The 19,445-nt window shown below is 52.4% G+C and carries 16 protein-coding genes; 10 read left to right on the top strand and 6 right to left on the bottom strand.

Annotated elements, in window-relative coordinates:
- Positions 1-62 precede the first annotated feature (62 nt).
- The gene (locus tag B9P82_RS02345) at positions 63-1,169 is read left to right on the top strand and encodes a YcbX family protein (protein WP_101699889.1); all 1,107 of its coding nucleotides are present in this window, start codon (positions 63-65) and stop codon (positions 1,167-1,169) included.
- On the opposite strand, the gene zapC is transcribed toward B9P82_RS02345, so the two are convergent.
- Entirely contained in the window at positions 1,166-1,708 is a 543-nt protein-coding gene (gene zapC, locus B9P82_RS02340) for a cell division protein ZapC (RefSeq protein ID WP_016152473.1), read from the bottom strand. The genes B9P82_RS02345 and zapC overlap by 4 nt on opposite strands.
- 165 nt (positions 1,709-1,873) lie before the next feature.
- On the bottom strand, positions 1,874-2,884 hold the full coding sequence (pyrD, locus tag B9P82_RS02335) for a quinone-dependent dihydroorotate dehydrogenase (protein WP_016152472.1): 1,011 nt from the start codon (positions 2,882-2,884) through the stop codon (positions 1,874-1,876).
- 242 nt (positions 2,885-3,126) lie between these two features.
- Between pyrD and ssuE the strand changes: the two genes are divergently transcribed.
- The 5 genes from ssuE to ssuB are packed head-to-tail and all read left to right on the top strand — an operon-like array spanning position 3,127 to position 7,378.
- Complete coding sequence (gene ssuE / locus B9P82_RS02325; RefSeq protein WP_016156133.1) at positions 3,127-3,702, top strand: NADPH-dependent FMN reductase; 576 nt, start codon at positions 3,127-3,129, stop codon at positions 3,700-3,702.
- On the top strand, positions 3,695-4,669 hold the full coding sequence (locus tag B9P82_RS02320; protein WP_016156132.1) for a sulfonate ABC transporter substrate-binding protein: 975 nt from the start codon (positions 3,695-3,697) through the stop codon (positions 4,667-4,669). Before ssuE ends, B9P82_RS02320 begins: the two co-directional genes overlap by 8 nt.
- Positions 4,666-5,811 (top strand): FMNH2-dependent alkanesulfonate monooxygenase, encoded by a 1,146-nt coding sequence (gene ssuD, locus B9P82_RS02315; RefSeq protein ID WP_101699888.1) that lies wholly within the window; start codon positions 4,666-4,668, stop codon positions 5,809-5,811. Before B9P82_RS02320 ends, ssuD begins: the two co-directional genes overlap by 4 nt.
- Positions 5,812-5,822: 11 nt before the next feature.
- Positions 5,823-6,614, top strand: a complete 792-nt coding sequence (ssuC, locus tag B9P82_RS02310) for an aliphatic sulfonate ABC transporter permease SsuC (RefSeq protein WP_101699887.1) — start codon at positions 5,823-5,825, stop codon at positions 6,612-6,614.
- Positions 6,611-7,378 carry an aliphatic sulfonates ABC transporter ATP-binding protein gene (gene ssuB, locus B9P82_RS02305; protein WP_101699886.1) on the top strand — a complete coding sequence of 256 codons (768 nt, stop codon included), beginning with the start codon at positions 6,611-6,613 and terminating at the stop codon, positions 7,376-7,378. Before ssuC ends, ssuB begins: the two co-directional genes overlap by 4 nt.
- A gap of 103 nt (positions 7,379-7,481) precedes the next feature.
- On the opposite strand, the gene pepN is transcribed toward ssuB, so the two are convergent.
- The gene (gene pepN, locus B9P82_RS02300; RefSeq protein WP_101699885.1) at positions 7,482-10,094 is read right to left on the bottom strand and encodes an aminopeptidase N; all 2,613 of its coding nucleotides are present in this window, start codon (positions 10,092-10,094) and stop codon (positions 7,482-7,484) included.
- A 265-nt stretch (positions 10,095-10,359) separates the two neighbouring features.
- Between pepN and pncB the strand changes: the two genes are divergently transcribed.
- From pncB to aspC, 4 genes are all read left to right on the top strand, one after another.
- Positions 10,360-11,562 (top strand): nicotinate phosphoribosyltransferase, encoded by a 1,203-nt coding sequence (gene pncB, locus B9P82_RS02295; RefSeq protein WP_101699884.1) that lies wholly within the window; start codon positions 10,360-10,362, stop codon positions 11,560-11,562.
- 165 nt (positions 11,563-11,727) lie between these two features.
- Complete coding sequence (asnS, locus tag B9P82_RS02290) at positions 11,728-13,128, top strand: asparagine--tRNA ligase (RefSeq protein ID WP_016152464.1); 1,401 nt, start codon at positions 11,728-11,730, stop codon at positions 13,126-13,128.
- Positions 13,129-13,729: 601 nt separating this feature from the next.
- Positions 13,730-14,806: a porin OmpF gene (gene ompF, locus B9P82_RS02285; RefSeq protein WP_016156126.1), complete on the top strand. Its 1,077-nt coding sequence runs from the start codon at positions 13,730-13,732 to the stop codon at positions 14,804-14,806.
- Between the two features lie 183 nt (positions 14,807-14,989).
- Complete coding sequence (aspC, locus tag B9P82_RS02280; RefSeq protein WP_016152462.1) at positions 14,990-16,180, top strand: aspartate transaminase; 1,191 nt, start codon at positions 14,990-14,992, stop codon at positions 16,178-16,180.
- Between the two features lie 54 nt (positions 16,181-16,234).
- On the opposite strand, the gene B9P82_RS02275 is transcribed toward aspC, so the two are convergent.
- The 3 genes from B9P82_RS02275 to ldtD form a co-directional block, all read right to left on the bottom strand.
- Positions 16,235-16,882, bottom strand: coding sequence for an MBL fold metallo-hydrolase (locus B9P82_RS02275; protein ID WP_101699883.1), 648 nt, complete (start codon positions 16,880-16,882; stop codon positions 16,235-16,237).
- A 28-nt stretch (positions 16,883-16,910) separates the two neighbouring features.
- A complete protein-coding gene (locus tag B9P82_RS02270; RefSeq protein WP_016152461.1) occupies positions 16,911-17,459 on the bottom strand; it encodes a peptidoglycan L,D-endopeptidase MepK in 549 nt (182 codons plus the stop codon).
- A gap of 177 nt (positions 17,460-17,636) precedes the next feature.
- Positions 17,637-19,388 carry a L,D-transpeptidase gene (ldtD, locus tag B9P82_RS02260; RefSeq protein WP_101699882.1) on the bottom strand — a complete coding sequence of 584 codons (1,752 nt, stop codon included), beginning with the start codon at positions 19,386-19,388 and terminating at the stop codon, positions 17,637-17,639.
- Positions 19,389-19,445 lie beyond the last annotated feature (57 nt).

Here is a 19,445-nt window from a genome sequence, read left to right as displayed (position 1 = left end):
ATAGCTAATATGGGCTGTATGTCATAAAGTTGAAGGCTTATTTTCGTTCAAGGGGCTGTGCAGTGGTAACGTTGACCCGACTTTTTATTCATCCGGTTAAATCAATGCGTGGAATTGGACTCACGCACGCCCTGGCAGACGTGAGCGGTCTCGCCCTGGATCGTATATTTATGATTACCGAACCCGACGGGACGTTCATTACCGCCCGACAGTTCCCGCAAATGGTCCGCTTTACCCCTTCCCCTTTCCACAATGGACTTCATCTCACGGCTCCAGACGGCAGCAGCGCGCTCGTGCGATTCGCAGACTTCGCCACCCAGGATGCGCCGACTGAAGTGTGGGGAAACCATTTTACCGCGCGTATTGCACCAGCGGCTATCAACCTGTGGCTGAGCGGCTTTTTCTCCCGTGACGTGCAGTTGCGCTGGGTGGGTCCGCAACTGACACGCCGGGTGAAGCGCCACGCTGATGTTCCTTTGTCCTTCGCCGATGGTTATCCCTACCTGCTGGCCAACGAAGCATCTCTGCGCGATGTGCAACAGCGCTGTCCGGCAAGTGTCAAAATGGAACAGTTTCGCCCCAATCTGGTGGTTGCGGGGGCTGATGCCTGGGCAGAAGACACCTGGAAAGTGATTCGCATTGGCGACGTCATTTTTGATGTGGCAAAACCCTGTAGCCGCTGCATTTTCACTACCGTTAGTCCAGAAAAAGGCCAGAAACATCCGTCTGGCGAGCCGCTCGCCACGCTGCAAACCTTCCGGACAGCGGTGGATAACGGCGACGTTGATTTCGGCCAGAATCTTATCGCACGCAACAGTGGCGTTATTCGCGTCGGCGATGAGGTAGAAATTTTGGCAACCGGTCCCGCCAGAGCTTACGGTGCGGCGGAGCCAGATGATACCGCACTGGAACAACAACCCGATGCCACGGTACTTATTGACTGGCAGGGACAGACCTTTCGCGGAAATAATCAGCAGGTATTGCTTGAACAGCTGGAAAACCAGGGTATCAGAGTGCCCTATTCATGCCGGGCAGGAATTTGCGGATGCTGTCGAATTCGACTGTTGGAAGGCGAAGTTAGTCCGCTGAAAAAATCAGCGATTGGGGATGACGGGACGATTCTGTGCTGCAGTTGCGTTCCCAAAACGACAATCAGGCTGGAGAGTTAAACCGCCTGTTCAAGGCTGAAACTGTCGGCAATAACCTGCGGTTTCAGTCGGTCATTCATTATTTTAATCGCGTCGCCAAGTTGCATTGTGCGCCCGGCAATAACCACACCAGGTTGTGCAAGCAGACAAAGCGCGGCATTTTCACCCGGTTCAACCACTAACAGGTTTACCTGTTCATCGGTATCGCTTAAATCCACACAAGCAGCATCCCCCACGACTGGCGACCAGTTAATACCGTGTGCGACAAAGTGCCAGCTTTTTGGCATTTGCGGTTTAAGGTAACGAATCGCTACCAGCGCATTAAGCACCAGTTCCGCCTTTTGCTCTTTGGCTAAATCCAGGTAGCGACATTTTTCTTCAAAGGAAAAATAAAGCGCGGCGTCATCAACACAAAAACCCGACGGAGAAAAAGCATCCGGAGTGAGCATTTTACGAGCAAAACGCGAACGGAATAACATGCCATTGGCTAAATCGAGCATCATACGATCGTGCTCTTCATCATAATACCAGCGCCAGTTATCGTCGGGTTTAATTCGCATCAGTTTCTCTCCTTTCCTTAATCATCACCATTACGACAGTATCCTTTTGCCGCTTCGTTTATTGCCTTAATAATAAAAGCTCAGAATGTTTAAATAAGCAACAGTAAAGGAATATAAAACAACCAGGGCCAGAAATAAAGCCCTGGATTGTGATTAAGGTAGCATTCAGATATTGGTGACGATTTCTTTAATCAACGGTGGGCCTTTAAAAATAAAGCCCGAATAAATCTGTACCAGGGAAGCACCGGCAGCTATTTTCTCACGCGCCGCGATTACTGAGTCGATACCACCAACCCCAATAATCGGCAGCTGACCTTTTAATTCCTGAGACAACTGGCGAATAATTTCTGTACTTTTTAATTGTAACGGTCGACCGCTGAGGCCGCCCATTTGATCGCAATTTTTCATTCCCTGAACGAGAGAACGATCGAGAGTGGTGTTAGTCGCAATTACGCCATCAATATTATGACGAACTAAACTGTCAGCAACCTGGATCAGTTCTTCCACAGAAAGATCCGGGGCGATCTTAACCGCCACTGGAACATATTTATGGTGGATCGCTTGCAGATCATTTTGCTTATTTTTAATTGCCGTCAGAAGATCATCCAGCGCCTCACCATATTGCAGCGTACGTAATCCCGGCGTATTCGGTGAAGAGATATTAATCGCGATATAACCAGCATAAGCATAGACTTTTTCCATACAAATCAGATAGTCATCTTTGCCGTTCTCTACCGGAGTATCTTTATTCTTACCAATATTAATCCCCAGAATACCGTCAAAATGCGATTTTTTGACGTTCTCAACCAGGTTATCAACCCCCAGGTTATTAAACCCCATGCGGTTGATCAAACCCTCTGCATCGACCAGACGAAACAGACGTGGTTTATCATTACCCGGCTGAGGACGCGGCGTCACGGTACCAATCTCAATGGAACCAAATCCCATCGCGCCGAGCGCATCAATGCACTCCCCGTCTTTATCCAGTCCGGCAGCAAGCCCGAGTGGATTTTTAAACGTCAGCCCCATACAGGTAACCGGTTTTGCGGGTACTTTCTGGCGGACAAGCGCTTCGAGCGGCGTGCCGGTAATGCGACGTAATTGCTGGAATGTCAATTCATGAGCGCGCTCTGGATCGAGCTGGAAAAGGGCTTTACGAACGAAGGGGTAGTACATGAACTCTCCTGGATTCCCGGTGTGCAAACCGGGGGCGTATTATGTGCGATCGCGAGCAAAAAGGGAATTGACCTGCGGCAATAAATAGCAATCGTTTTCCTGCTTCCTCCTTTTTATTCATTTTTCAACTTTTCTATCCCGTATAAATCATTTCGATAAACAAAGTCTCTCTGCCAGACTGCACAAATTGTTATCAATGTTAATAAAAAGCAAACAATTGGTTATAAGGGGAGAATGAAATTATGCGCGTCATCACTCTGGCGGGAAGCCCACGCTTTCCCTCTCGCTCCAGCGCGTTGCTGGAATATGCCCGAGAAAAATTGAACGGCCAGGATGTCGAAGTCTTTCACTGGAACCTGCACAACTTTGCCCCGGAAGACCTGATCTATGCCCGTTTTGACAGTCCGGCGCTGAAGACTTTTATCGAACAACTGCAGGATGCAGACGGGCTGATTGTCGCAACGCCGGTCTACAAAGCCGCTTACTCTGGCGCACTGAAAACGCTGCTCGATCTGCTCCCCGAGCGGGCGCTGGAAGGAAAAGTGGTTTTGCCGCTGGCGACTGGCGGCAGCGTGGCGCATTTACTGGCCGTCGATTACGCGCTGAAACCGGTGCTGAGCGCGTTAAAGGCTCAGGAGATCCTGCACGGCGTGTTTGCCGATGATTCGCAGGTCATCGACTATCAGCATAAACCGCAGTTTACGCCCAACCTGCAGCAGCGCCTGGACAGTGCGCTCGACACTTTCTGGCTGGCGTTGCATCGTCGCGATGTCCAACTCCCGCAACTGAACGCCCTGCGAGGTGCCGCCCATGCTTAATCTGCTCAAGCGTCACACCCCATGGCTGGCATTAACTGGGCTGTTGTCCCTGTCATCCTTGGCGCATGCCGCAGAATCGGCTCCGGATGCCCTGCGCATTGGCTACCAGAAAGGAAGCGTCAGCATGGTGCTGGCAAAAAGTCATCAGCTACTGGAGAAACGTTACCCACAGACCAAAATCTCGTGGATTGAGTTCCCGGCTGGACCGCAAATGCTGGAAGCACTCAATATCGGCAGTATCGATCTCGGCAGTACCGGTGACATTCCGCCAATTTTCGCCCAGGCCGCCGGAGCCGATCTGGTTTATGTGGGCGTCGAACCACCCAAACCGAAAGCCGAAGTGATTCTGGTGCCAAAAAATAGCCCGATCCAGAGCGTTGCGCAGCTCAAAGGGCATAAAGTCGCCTTCCAGAAAGGTTCCAGCGCCCACAATTTACTGCTCCGGGCGCTGCAACAGGCAGGGTTGAAATTTACCGATATTCAACCGACTTATCTGACCCCCGCCGATGCGCGAGCGGCCTTCCAGCAAGGAAACGTCGATGCGTGGGCTATCTGGGATCCCTACTATTCGGCCGCATTACTGCAAGGTGATGTGCGCGTGCTGAAAGACGGCTCAGACCTCAAGCAGACCGGTTCGTTTTATCTCGCTGCACGTCCTTATGCCGAAAAAAATAGCGCTTTTGTTCTTGGCGTACTGGATACCTTTAGCCAGGCGGATGCGTTAACTCTCAGCCAACGCCAGCAAAGTATTACTCTACTGGCTAAAACCATGGGCCTGCCCGAGCCGGTAATTGCGTCTTATCTGGATCACCGTCCGCCAACCACCATTACGCCCGTCAGCGCCTCGGTTGCCGCCCTACAGCAACAAACCGCGGATCTGTTTTATGACAACCGTCTGGTGCCGAAAAAAATCGATATTCGCCAGCGTATCTGGCAACCCACTCAGCAGGCAGGAGAAAAATTATGAGTCTGAACATGTTCTGGTTTTTACCCACCCACGGTGATGGTCATTATCTGGGGACGGAAGAAGGTTCGCGCCCGGTCGATCACGGTTATTTGCAACAAATTGCGCAAACAGCCGATCGCCTGGGATTTACCGGCGTTCTGATCCCAACCGGTCGCTCCTGTGAAGATGCCTGGCTGGTCGCCGCGTCGATGATCCCGGTCACCCAGCGATTAAAGTTTCTGGTCGCGCTTCGTCCAAGCGTAACCTCGCCGACGGTCGCCGCCCGCCAGGCTGCGACGCTCGACAGACTCTCTAACGGCCGGGCGTTATTCAACCTGGTAACCGGCAGCGATCCACAGGAGCTGGCGGGTGACGGCGTGTTCCTTGATCACACCGAGCGCTATGAAGCCTCTGCTGAATTCACTCAGGTCTGGCGGCGTTTGCTGCAAGGTGAAACCGTGGATTTCAACGGCAAACACATTCATGTCCGCGGCGCGAAACTGTTTTTCCCTCCTGTACAACAACCCCGGCCACCGCTTTATTTCGGCGGTTCGTCTGATGTTGCACAAGATCTTGCTGCCAAGCAGGTTGATCTCTATCTGACCTGGGGCGAGCCGCCTGAACAGGTGAAAGAGAAGATTGAACAGGTGCGGGCCAAAGCGGCGGCGCTCGGGCGCAAGATCCGCTTTGGTATTCGTCTGCATGTGATCGTCCGGGAGACAACACAAGAGGCGTGGCAGGCAGCGGATCGTCTGATAGCCCATCTGGATGACGACACCATTGCCAAAGCCCAGGCCGCCTTCTCAAGAGCGGATTCGGTTGGTCAGCAGCGAATGGCTGCACTGCACAACGGTAAACGCGACAAACTGGAAATCAGCCCGAACCTGTGGGCAGGAGTAGGACTGGTGCGCGGTGGCGCGGGTACCGCGCTGGTCGGAGATGGTCCGACGGTCGCGGCGCGTATCAACGAGTATGCCGCACTGGGAATCGACAGTTTTGTGTTGTCCGGGTATCCACATCTGGAAGAGGCATACAAGGTTGGCGAGCTGCTGTTCCCACATCTGGATGTCGCTATACCAGAAATTCCACAGCCGCAGCGCCAGCATCAACAAGGTGAAGCGGTGGCAAACGAATTTATCCCACGCAAAATCGCGCAAAGCTAAGGAGCCTGCTGATGGCAACGCCGAAAAACAGGTGGTTACTGCGCCTCGCACCCTGGTTTTTACCGGTTGGGTTGGTCGCGCTCTGGCAGCTCGCATCATCAATGGGCTGGTTGTCCACCCGCATCCTGCCCTCTCCGGAGGGCGTTGTCGAAGCCTTCTGGACGCTTTCCGCCAGCGGCGAGCTTTGGCAGCATCTGGCGATCAGCTCCTGGCGCGCGCTGGTAGGCTTCTCCATCGGCGGATCGATTGGCCTGACGCTGGGACTGATTAGCGGTCTTTCGCGGTGGGGAGAACGCCTGCTGGATACTTCGGTGCAGATGCTGCGTAACGTGCCGCATCTGGCGCTGATCCCACTGGTGATTTTGTGGTTCGGCATTGATGAATCCGCCAAGATCTTTCTCGTCGCGCTGGGCACGCTTTTTCCGATTTACATCAACACCTGGCATGGGATCCGCAATATCGATCGCGCTCTGGTAGAGATGGCTCGCAGCTATGGGTTGTCTGGTTTTTCACTATTTATTCATGTGATCCTCCCCGGCGCCCTGCCCTCGATTATGGTTGGCGTGCGTTTTGCTCTCGGGCTGATGTGGTTAACGCTTATTGTCGCGGAAACCATTTCAGCCAATGCCGGCATTGGTTACCTGGCAATGAACGCCCGCGAATTTCTGCAAACCGATGTGGTCGTGGTGGCCATTATTCTCTACGCCCTGCTCGGCAAACTTGCCGACGTCAGCGCCCAATGGCTGGAGCGGATCTGGCTGCGCTGGAACCCGGCTTACCATGTGAAGGAGGCTACCGTATGAATACCGCACGCCTGAACCAAGGCACGCCGCTTTTACTGAGTGCCGTGACGAAGCAATACGCCGCCAATACGGTGCTCAATCAGTTAGATTTGCACATTCAGGCCGGACAGTTTGTTGCCGTGGTTGGCCGCAGCGGAGGAGGTAAAAGCACGCTGCTGCGTCTGCTGGCTGGGCTGGAGTCTCCCACCTCAGGTGCATTACTTGCCGGAACCACCCCGCTGGCAGAAATTCAGGAGGATACGCGAATGATGTTTCAGGATGCGCGTCTGCTGCCCTGGAAGACGGTTATCGATAATGTGGGTCTGGGTCTGAAAGGTCACTGGCGCGATGCGGCCCGGGACGCGCTGGCCGCAGTTGGGCTGGAGAATCGTGCTCAGGAATGGCCTGCTGCCCTGTCCGGTGGACAAAAACAGCGCGTGGCCCTGGCGCGGGCATTAATTCATCGTCCCGGTCTGCTGCTGCTGGATGAACCCCTCGGTGCGCTGGATGCCTTAACCCGCCTTGAAATGCAGGAGCTGATTGTCTCTTTATGGCAAGAGCACGGTTTTACCGTACTGCTGGTCACCCATGACGTCAGTGAAGCGGTGGCAATGGCCGATCGCGTGTTGCTTATTGAAGATGGAAAAATCGGACTGGATTTAACGGTGGATATTGCGCGACCACGCCGGATTGGTTCGGTGCGTCTGGCAGAGCTGGAAGCGGAAGTGTTGAACCGGGTAATGCAGCGTAGCGAAACGGAACAGCCGATCCGCCAGCATGGATAAGCATTCAGAAAAATCAGGCCCAGTAAGCGCAAGCGCCACCGGGCCTTTTGCCGGATAGCGGCGTTACCGCCTAATCCGGCTTACAAAACGACAGGTCAACGTTTCAGGCTAACGCTTTGGTTACCTTCTCGAACAGATCGCCGGAGAGATTCTCCAGACCTTTCAGCTGCTCCAGCGCCGCGCGCATCTGCGTCTGACGTTTTGCATCATACCGTTTTAAGCGAATCAGCGGCTCAATCAGACGTGACGCCACCTGAGGGTTACGGCTATTGAGTTCAGTCAGCATGTCGACCAGGAACTGATAGCCGCTGCCATCTTCCGCATGGAATGCCGCCGGGTTGCTGCCCGCAAAGGCGCCAATCAGAGATCGGATTCGGTTCGGGTTACTCATACTGAAGGAACGGTGCTTCAGTAAGCCACGTACCGTTTCCAGCACGTTTCTCGCCGGGCTGGTGGATTGCAGGATAAACCATTTGTCCATCACCAGACCGTCATGATGCCACTTATCGTCATACTCCTGCATTAGCGTGTCGCGGCAAGGCAGTTGCGCCGCGACTGCCGCGGACAGCGCCGCCAGCGCATCGGTCATATTGTTTGCTTCACGGTACTGCTTGCTGACCAGCGTGTCGGCCAGATGGGTTTCGCCAAAGGCCAGGAAACGCAGGCAGGCATTACGTAGCGTACGCTTGCCAATATCGGCATGCTCAACGCGGTACTCATCAAGATGATTAGCGTTATAGATGGCGAGGAATTCATCCGCCAGTTCGGCCGCCAGCGTGCGAGTTAACGCTTCACGTACTTCCGTTATCGCCACCGGATCGATGATGTCGAACAGTTCAGCAATTTCATTCACCGAAGGCAGCGTCAGAATCTCTGCCGCCAGTGCCGGATCGATTTTCTCATCCAGCAAAATCGCCCGGAATGCATCGGCCACGTGTACCGGCAGCGACAGCGGCTGTCCCTGCTGATGGCGGGCTACGTTGAGCTTAATATAGGTCGCCAGCAAGCTTTGCGCCGCGTCCCAACGAGAGAAATCGTTACGCGCATGACGCATCAAGAAAGTCAGCTGCTGATCGCTCCATTTGTATTCCAGTTTTACCGGTGCGGAAAATTCGCACAGCAGTGCCGGAACCGGCTGGAAGTAGACATTATCAAAGACAAACGTCTGCTCAGCCTGGGTGACATTGAGTACGGAATTCACCGGGTGCCCGCCTTTTTGCAGCGGGATCACTTTCCCTTGGTTGTCATACAACTCGAGGGCGAAAGGAATATGCAGCGGCTGTTTTTCGGCCTGATCCGGCGTGGCCGGCGTGCGCTGGCTGATAGTCAGCGTGTACTGCTCAGTGGATGGATTGTAGTCATCACGCACGGTCAGAATCGGCGTACCGGACTGACTGTACCAGCGGCGGAAATGCGACAGATCGACGTTGGACGCATCTTCCATCGCCTGCACGAAATCATCACAGGTTGCAGCGCTGCCGTCATGACGCTCAAAGTACAACTGCATCCCTTTCTGGAAGTTAGCCTCACCGAGCAGGGTATGGATCATACGAATAACTTCAGCGCCCTTTTCGTACACGGTCAGGGTATAGAAGTTGTTCATTTCAATGACCATATCCGGACGGATAGGATGCGCCATTGGGCTGGCATCTTCGGCAAACTGCAGGCCGCGCATGGTGCGCACATTGCTGATCCGGTTTACCGCGCGTGAGCCGAGATCGGAACTGAACTCCTGATCGCGGAACACGGTTAGCCCCTCTTTCAGGCTCAACTGGAACCAGTCGCGACAGGTCACGCGGTTGCCGGTCCAGTTGTGGAAATATTCGTGACCGATGACGCGCTCAATATCGAGGTAATCTTTGTCGGTGGCGGTATCGGTACGTGCCAGCACATATTTGGAGTTAAAGATGTTCAGACCTTTATTCTCCATCGCCCCCATGTTGAAGAAATCGACCGCGACAATCATATAAATGTCGAGGTCATATTCGAGGCCAAAGCGCTCTTCATCCCATTTCATGGAGTTTTTCAGCGAGGTCATCGCCCACGGCGCGCGGTCCAGGTTGCCGCGATCGACGTACAGTTCCAGCGCCACTTCACGCCCGGAACGAGTGGTAAAGGTGTCGCGCAGGACGTCGAAATCACCAGCTACCAGCGCAAACAGATAACACGGTTTCGGGAACGGATCCTGCCACTGTACCCAGTGACGACCATTTTCCAGTTCCCCCTGCGCCACACGGTTACCGTTGGAGAGCAGGAACGGATATTGGGTTTTATCGGCGATAATTTTGGTGGTAAAACGCGCCAGGACATCCGGCCTGTCGAGATACCAGGTAATATGGCGGAACCCTTCCGCTTCACACTGGGTGCACAGCGCGTCGCCGGACTTGTACAGTCCTTCCAGCGCGGTATTGGCCGCCGGGCTAATTTCATTCACGATACGCAGCGAAAAACGTTCCGGCAGTTGACTGATGACCAGAGCGCCCTCTTCTTCTTTATACTCTGCCCACGGCTCGTCGTTCACGTGGATCGACACCAGGGTCAGATCTTCACCATTCAGGCGCAGGGGCGCATAGGACGCGCCATGACGGACAGCCTGGCTCACGGCGGTGACCACGGTTTTTTCAGCATCCAGGTCAAAGGTCAAGTCAATATCAGTAATCTGGTAATCCGGCGCACGATAGTCGTGACGGTATTTGGCTTGTGGCTGTTGTGTCATAATAAACCTTTAGCATCTTTGGTAGAGTCTCGGCTTCAGTCTATTCCTGTTGCGTAAATCGCGCTACGCAGAATGTTCATCTTTTCAGGCACAAACACCCTTTTTGCTACATTTTTATAACACGCGGCACGAATTGCCCTCGACCAGAAAGACAGCTTATGGTGTGATCGGGGTTCAATAAATCGCTAAACAAGGTATACTCCAGCGGTTTTCTTAGTTGTTTATTGTACTAAACGCTCCCGTGAGAGGATGCTACTGCGCACCTATGACACAATTCGCTTCTCCTGTTCTGCACTCGCTGCTGGATACAGACGCTTATAAGTTGCATATGCAGCAAGCCGTTTTTCACCACTACTATGAAGTACAAGTAGCGGCTGAATTTCGTTGCCGTGGCGATGACCTGCTCGGTATTTATGCCGATTCTATTCGTGAGCAGGTGAATGCTATGCAACACCTGCGACTGCAGGAGGACGAGTACCAGTGGCTCTCCAACCTGCCTTTCTTTAAAGCTGATTACCTCACCTGGTTACGTGATTTCCGCTATAACCCGGAACAGGTTTGCGTCACCAATGATAACGGTAAGCTGAACATCCGCTTAACCGGGCCGTGGCGTGAAGTGATCATGTGGGAAGTCCCGCTGCTAGCGGTTATCAGCGAGATGGTACATCGTTACCGTTCGCCCGAATCAGGCGTCCCGCAGGCACTCGATGAGCTGGAAAGCAAACTAGTAGAATTCTCTGCTTTAACGAAAGATGTCGATATGTCCCGCTTCCATCTGATGGATTTCGGTACGCGTCGTCGTTTTTCACGCGAAGTACAGCAGGCTATTGTTAAACGCCTGCAGCGAGAGCCCTGGTTTGTCGGCACCAGTAACTACGATCTGGCCCGCCGCCTGTCATTAACCCCAATGGGTACGCAGGCGCATGAGTGGTTCCAGGCTCATCAGCAAATCAGCCCTGAGCTTGCCACCAGCCAGCGCGTTGCCCTGGCCGCCTGGTTAAATGAATATCCTGACCAACTCGGCATTGCGCTGACCGATTGCATCACCATGGATGCGTTTTTACGCGACTTTGGCGTCGAGTTTGCGACCCGCTATCAGGGTTTACGCCATGACTCAGGCGACCCGGTGGAATGGGGTGAAAAAGCCATCGCCCATTATGAAAAACTGGGCATTGATCCGCTGAGCAAAACGCTGGTGTTTTCAGATAACCTCGATTTGAAAAAAGCGATTGAGCTCTACCGCCACTTCTCTTCTCGTGTGCAGTTGAGTTTTGGTATTGGCACACGTTTAACCTGTAATATTCCCCAGGTTAAGCCGCTCAATATTGTAATCAAGCTGGTGGAATGTAACGGCAAACCTGTGGCGAAGTTATCTGATAGCCCGGGTAAAACCATCTGCCACGATAAAGCGTTCGTGCGCGCGCTACGCAAAGCCTTCGATTTGCCGCATATTAAAAAAGCCAGTTAAACCTTCCAGGGAGCCAGTTTGGCTCCCTTTTCACGCTAATTTCCGAAATCTTTCACTCCAGCTACGAATTCTGCTTGTCTGATTGCAGATGCCAGGTAACATAGGTATCCCCCCATTACGGGTGGACATGTGTTTATATATCCGACTATTAACAGAGAGAATATTATGAGCGTTGTGCCTGTAGCCGACGTACTCCAGGGCCGCGTAGCCGTTGACAGCGAAGTCACCGTGCGCGGATGGGTGCGTACCCGCCGAGATTCAAAAGCTGGCATCTCCTTCCTCGCCGTTTATGACGGTTCCTGCTTTGATCCTGTACAGGCCGTCATCAATAATTCTCTGCCCAATTACAATCAGGACGTACTGCGCCTGACGACGGGTTGTTCAGTTATCGTAACGGGTAAAGTCGTTGCATCACCTGGACAAGGACAGAGCTTTGAAATTCAGGCCACTGAGGTTGAAGTAGCCGGCTGGGTTGAAGATCCTGATACCTATCCAATGGCGGCTAAGCGTCACAGCATTGAGTATCTGCGTGAAGTGGCGCACATGCGTCCACGTACCAACATGATTGGTGCCGTCGCGCGTGTACGTCATACGCTGGCGCAAGCGCTGCATCGCTTCTTCCACGAGCAGGGTTTCTTTTGGGTATCGACTCCGCTGATCACCGCTTCCGACACCGAAGGTGCCGGTGAAATGTTCCGCGTGTCTACGCTGGATCTGGAAAACCTGCCGCGTAACGATCAGGGCAAAGTCGATTTCGACAAAGACTTCTTTGGTAAAGAAGCCTTCCTGACCGTTTCCGGTCAGCTGAACGGCGAAACCTACGCCTGTGCTCTGTCCAAAATTTATACCTTTGGCCCGACGTTCCGTGCAGAAAACTCTAATACCAGTCGTCACCTGGCAGAGTTCTGGATGCTGGAACCGGAAGTGGCTTTCGCCGACCTGAACGATGTTGCAGGCCTGGCTGAAGCGATGCTGAAGTACGCGTTCAAAGCCGTACTGGCTGAGCGTGCGGATGATATGAAATTCTTCGCCGAACGTGTCGACAAAGACGCGATTTCACGCCTGGAACGTTTCATTGAGGCTGACTTCGCGCAGGTGGATTACACCGACGCGGTAAGCATTCTGGAAAAATGCGGCAAACAGTTCGAAAACCCGGTTTACTGGGGTGTGGATCTGTCTTCTGAGCACGAACGTTACCTTGCTGAAGAGCACTTTAAAGCGCCGGTCGTCGTTAAAAACTACCCGAAAGATATCAAAGCGTTTTATATGCGCCTTAACGAAGACGGTAAAACCGTTGCAGCAATGGACGTCCTGGCTCCAGGAATCGGTGAAATCATCGGTGGTTCTCAGCGTGAAGAGCGTCTGGACGTCCTGGATGCCCGTATGCTGGAAATGGGTCTGAACAAAGAAGATTACTGGTGGTATCGCGACCTGCGTCGCTACGGTACCGTTCCACATTCCGGCTTCGGTTTGGGCTTTGAGCGTTTGATCGCTTACGTTACCGGCGTGCAGAACGTCCGTGACGTTATTCCGTTCCCGCGTACCCCGCGTAACGCCACGTTCTAACCCTGCATTTTTGATACAAAAGCCAGCATTGCTGGCTTTTTTTGTCACCGCTTCACGTTTTGGGATCCCCCTCCCGCGTTTAACACAACCCTTCGCCTTCCCCCCTTCCTGTTACGTAATATTTCACTGCAACATATTTGAACAAAAAATAATCAGCATTTTTATTGTGGATTAGTATTTTCTGATTAAATAGTACATTTTCTGACCATTTGCACGGCATTCCAGACGTCCAGAAATAGCCATCTGTAAAGCAGGAACTTTATGGCAGAACAGAGAAAAAAGGAGTTTATCTAAATTAAATATAAGAAAATCATATAAATAGAAATAGAAGCGGTGATTTTTAGCGTACGGACATCTGAAATTTGAAGTTGTTCACAAAGTTGCACAAAAATAACATTTTGTTACACACTTTTTCTTTTTGAAACCAAATCTTTATATTTGTAGCACTTTGACGGTAGCGAAACGATAGTTTGAATGGAAAGATGCCTGTCAGACACATAAAGACACCAAACTCTCATCAATAGTTCCGTAAATTTTTATTGACGGAAATTATTGGCGGCAGTGGCAGGTGTCATATAAAAACCGATGAGGGTAATAAATAATGATGAAGCGCAATATTCTGGCAGTGGTTATCCCTGCTCTGCTGGTAGCCGGGGCAGCTAACGCTGCAGAAATCTATAACAAAGATGGCAACAAAGTAGACCTGTACGGTAAAGCAGTAGGTCTGCACTATTTTTCCAAGCACAACGGTGACAATGCCTACGCACCTAATGGCGATCAGACTTACGCCCGTCTTGGTTTCAAAGGGGAAACTCAGATTAACGACCAACTGACCGGTTACGGCCAGTGGGAATACCAGTTCAGCGGCAATAACTCTGAAGGCGGTGATGATGCTCAGAATGGCAACAAAACCCGTCTGGCGTTTGCCGGTCTGAAATTCGGTGATGCAGGCTCCTTCGATTACGGTCGTAACTACGGCGTCGTTTACGATGCTCTGGGTTACACCGATATGCTGCCAGAATTCGGTGGTGATACTGCTGCTTCCGACCAGTTCTTCTCTCAGCGTAACGGCGGTCTCGCAACTTACCGTAACTCTAACTTCTTCGGTTTGGTTGAAGGCCTGAACTTCGCTGTTCAGTACCTGGGCAAAAACGAGCGTGATGACGTTCGTCGCTCTAACGGTGATGGCGTTGGCGGTTCTGTTAGCTACGAATTCGAAGGTTTTGGTATCGTAGGTGCGTATGGTGCAGCTGATCGTACCGATGCCCAGCAAAACCCACTTCTGCGCGGCCACGGCGACAAAGCTGAGCAGTGGGCGACCGGCTTGAAATACGATGCTAACAACATCTACCTGGCGGCGAACTACAGCGAAACCCGTAACGCAACCCGTATCGCTAACGGTTATGCTAACAAAACTGAAGACGTCCTGTTGGTTGCTCAGTACCAGTTCGACTTCGGCCTGCGTCCGTCCCTCGCCTATACCAAATCTAAAGGTAAGGACATCGAAGGAATCGGCGACGTAGATCTGGTGAACTACTTCGAAGTGGGTGCGACTTACTACTTCAACAAAAACATGTCCACCTATGTTGATTACATCATCAACCAGATCGATTCTGACAACAAACTGGGCGTAGGCTCTGACGACACCGTTGCAGTGGGTATCGTTTACCAGTTCTAATAGCAGACCTCTTTGTTAAATGCCTAAAAAACAGGACTTCGGTCCTGTTTTTTTATCTCTGCTAGCGGATTCTTGCGTCTTAAAAAAACACCTCGGCTTTTCGTCAGTAACGGTTGGCATTTTGTAAATCTACCGTTAACCTGATAGCGGACTTCCCTTCTGTAATCACTATGGAACCTCGTCATGTTTGAGAACATTACTGCCGCTCCTGCCGACCCCATTTTGGGTCTGGCTGATTTGTTTCGTGCCGATGACCGCCCAGGAAAAATAAACCTTGGGATCGGTGTATATAAAGATGAGACAGGTAAAACGCCGGTACTGACCAGCGTTAAAAAAGCCGAGCAATATATACTGGAAAATGAAACCACCAAAAATTACCTTGGCATCGACGGTATTCCAGAGTTTGGTCGCTGCACTCAGGAATTACTGTTTGGTAAAGAAAGTTCGCTTATCAACGACAAACGTGCGCGTACAGCACAGACTCCTGGCGGCACTGGCGCACTGCGTGTGGCCGCTGATTTCCTGGCAAAAAACACCTCAGCTAAACGCGTATGGGTGAGCAATCCAAGCTGGCCAAACCATAAGAGCGTCTTTAACTCTGCCGGTCTGGAAGTTCGTGAATACAACTATTACGATGCCGCGAACCACTCATTAGACTTTGATGCGCTGCTGGCAAGCCTCAGCGAAGCGCAGGCTGGCGACGTGGTGTTATTCCACGGCTGCTGCCATAACCCAACCGGTATCGATCCTACGCTGGAGCAGTGGCAAACGCTGGCTCAGCTTTCTGTCGAAAAAGGTTGGTTGCCGCTGTTTGACTTCGCATACCAGGGCTTTGCCCGCGGTCTGGAAGAAGATGCAGAAGGTCTGCGCGCATTCGCTGCGCTGCACAAAGAGCTGATCGTCGCCAGCTCCTACTCCAAGAACTTTGGTCTGTACAATGAGCGCGTAGGCGCCTGTACGCTGGTTGCAGCCGATGCTGAAACCGTCGACCGCGCGTTTAGCCAGATGAAATCCGTCATTCGTGCCAACTATTCCAACCCACCAGCACACGGTGCGTCGGTTGTGGCAACCATCCTGAGCAACGATGCCCTGCGCGCTATCTGGGAGCAGGAACTGACTGATATGCGTCAACGCATCCAACGCATGCGTTTGCTGTTTGTGAATACGCTGCAGGAGAAAGGTGCGAACCGCGACTTCAGCTTTATCATCAAACAGAACGGCATGTTCTCATTCAGCGGCCTGACCAAAGAGCAGGTTCTGCGTCTGCGTGAAGAGTTTGGTGTCTATGCCGTCGCTTCCGGACGTGTGAACGTAGCAGGAATGACGCCAGATAACATGGCGCCGCTGTGCGAAGCGATTGTCGCAGTACTGTAATTTATCGCGTACTAAAAAGGCCGCAATAGCGGCCTTTTTCATTTATCTGCGGTGTTACCAGACTGGCATTTCATCCTGCAGGAACGGATTATGTAGCCGTTCGTTGCCCAACGTCGAAAGTGGGCCGTGACCTGGAATAAACGTCACGTCATCGCCCAACGGCAACAGTTTACGTTTAATCGAATCAATCAATTGACTATGATCTCCGCGAGGAAAATCGCTGCGCCCAACGCCGCCTTTGAAGATCACGTCACCAGAAATCAGTAGCTTTGATTGTTCATCAAAGAAGACCACATGTCCCGGCGTGTGGCCCGGGCAATGCAGTACCTGCAACGTCACGTTACCCACGCTTACCCGGTCGCCTTCATTCAACCAGAGATCGGGCGTCAGCGGCTCACAATCGCCCAGGCCAAACATGCGACTCTGAGCAGGAAGTCCTTGTAACCAGAACTCATCTTCTTTTTCCGGACCAATAACCGGTACACCATAATGCTGTGCCAGTTCAGCCGCCGCACCTACGTGATCAAGATGACCATGGGTGAGCAGGATCTGCATTAGCGTCAGGCCACTGGCATCGACTTCCTGTTTGATTTTCTCAGCATCGCCGCCGGGATCGACCAGCGCAGCCAGACGGGTTTGCTCACACCAGATTAACGAGCAGTTCTGGGCGAATGCAGTGACCGGAATAATACGATAGTTCATACGGCTCCTGTTTCATTAAGCTTATGGATCACCAATGACGCGCCGGTCCGGTGTCAATATGCACAAAGTTACTGCGTGGGTAGTATCCTACACCACCTGCGCGCATAGATAACGCAGCTTTGCGAATATTACTTAATGCGATGCCTTCAATATGGAAATCCATGGCCTGCCCTTTAGTGTGGTAGCTTTTCTTTGCCACACCGCGGCTGTGCGCACGTAATTCATTATTGGTATCAATAGAGCGGTAACCAGAAATAAGCTGTACGGGTTTACGCGTGCCCAGCAGGCCCTGCAGACGGAAGAGTTGATCGAACAATCCCGGATCGATGGATTTCACTTTATTCGCACGAAAATCACGGAAAAAGTGATTAAGTTTAGCTAATTCGTCCTGAATATAGCCCCTGCCATCAAAAAACTCTGCTTTTATTGACTCACCGGTATGCAGGTTATTCAGAGTCAAAATGCGCGGACGTGGGGTAGAGAGTGTAGCAAACGCAGGCGTAGGCAGGATGGCAGCGCCGAGGGCAATGCCACCAAGCGCCAGCAGTTTGCGGCGATTAGCGTCAAATTTGTCCATGGTTTTAAGGTCTACAAGGTCAATGTTATCGTATGTATGCTCTAGCGCACGCGGGAAACCTTATCTGGCTAAGTAGTCCACGTCAAGGCTCCCAACCCCAGGAAATACGGGGCTTGCAGCCATTTCGCCCCGTTTCCAGCATAACTTACGACAATTATTTTCCTCGAACTGCTTCATTTATCTGATTAATTGTTCAGCTTTTAACACAATTTGTGCACTGGATCGCGCTGTCTGATCGTAATTGTAAATATCTGTACGATACTGCGTGCGACCATCCGGGCCAACAAATGCGGTCAGATAGTAGAGGTTGACGGGGATATTCTGGCGAATATTCACGTACCTTGTATCCCCTTGCTTCAGGGCATCCGAGATGCGCGTATCATTCCACCCCGCATCCTGTAGCAGCATATTCGCCAGCTCAGATGCCTTGTTCACGCGCACGCAGCCGGAGCTTAACGCCCGCGAATCCTTCTGGAACAGAGTGTGGTTCGGCGTATCGTGCAGATAAATAGCATCCGAACTCGGCATATTGAATTTATAGCGTCCGAGCGAGTTACGCGCTCCCGGAGCCTGCTGGAAGCGGAACGGCAGATTGGAGGCGGTGATGGTGGCCCAGTCAACCTGCCACGGATCTATCGTCTCTTTGCTGTTCCAGCCGCGCATTACGGTATAGCCGTGACGCTCAAGATACCCTGGGTCATTCCAAACCTTAGGCAGAATATCCTTCCGGGCCAGCGTCGGCGGCACGTTCCACGGCGGGTTAACGACCACGTTATTCAGCGCACTGCTCATCATCGGCGTTTTACGATCGGGACGTCCGACGATAACGCGCGAGGCCAGTACCTGATTGCCGTTTTGATAATACACCAGCGAGTAGGCAGGAATATTCACCATGATACCGGTAGACAGCGTACCCGGCAGCAGGCGCAAGCGCTGAATATTTAACGCCAGCACGCCCGCACGTTGAGCGGGCGTCACGTTCAGCCAGTCACGCGTGGCAGGGCCAATCGCGCCATCGGCCCCAAGCCCCTGCCACGTCTGAAAACGCTTAACCGCGTCAACGAGTTCACGATCGTAAGCGCTACGGCCTTCTTTGGCAGCCGTACTGACAACAGACTCCAGCATCCCGGTGCGGCGCAAAATTTCACGCAGCGCAGGGATATCCTTACTCCACTCCCCCGGACGCAGCGTCGCGGTACTGGTCAGTTGCGGCCAGGGCCGCGTATCGCCCACCAGCTTGAGCAGCGATTCATGCATGGCTGCGTACTGCGGATGTTGCGGTGCCAGGCTGGCGACAAACGAAGTCAGTTGACCGTTATCCAGCGCGACTTGCCATTGGTTGATCACGGAAATCGGCGGCGTCGTCAGCGCATAGGGCTTATCGCTATAGAGCCAGCGATTACCTTTGACGGGGATGTTGGCAATAAAGTGCAGATATCCCATCATCGCATCTGAGAGCACGATATCTCGCGCCTGACCGGTTACTGCCGGGTCAGTCAGTAGAGCAACCCAGGTGGTGAACTGCGGCTGAAAGCCGGCAATCGCCACTTCAGCTAACTGTTGCTGAAAGGCTTTTACCGCATCACGATTTTCCCACATCGGTTTCATTTCGCGTGCGGCATACAGCAGTTCCAGTTGGCTCATATAAACCGGTGTGAAGCCCGCTGGAAGTTGAGATTGTAATTCGGCGCGGGCTTTATCAACTGACACGCCCTCGGGCAGCGGTTGGATACCTGCCATGATAGCCGTCGCGGAAGATTGAGCCTGCGGCTGTAATAACGCTGTTGGCTGTTCACTGACGGTCGCTGAGCTATCGCCAGGGATCATTTCAGGCTCATCGGCCTGCGCATTGAACAGTGGAGCGAATGTTACGGCCAGGCACAAACTAATTGCCGACAGCCGACGACCACACATTTTATTAAGCAACATCCCTTGCCCCCTGTTTTTTTATCATACTTTGAGTAGCCAGGCCGTATGTCTTCCCCT

The sequence above is a fragment of the Citrobacter sp. L55 genome (assembly GCF_002850715.1).
In the GTDB taxonomy this organism is placed as follows: Bacteria; Pseudomonadota; Gammaproteobacteria; order Enterobacterales; family Enterobacteriaceae; genus Citrobacter; species Citrobacter braakii.
This window is presented reverse-complemented; position numbering and strand designations above follow the sequence as displayed.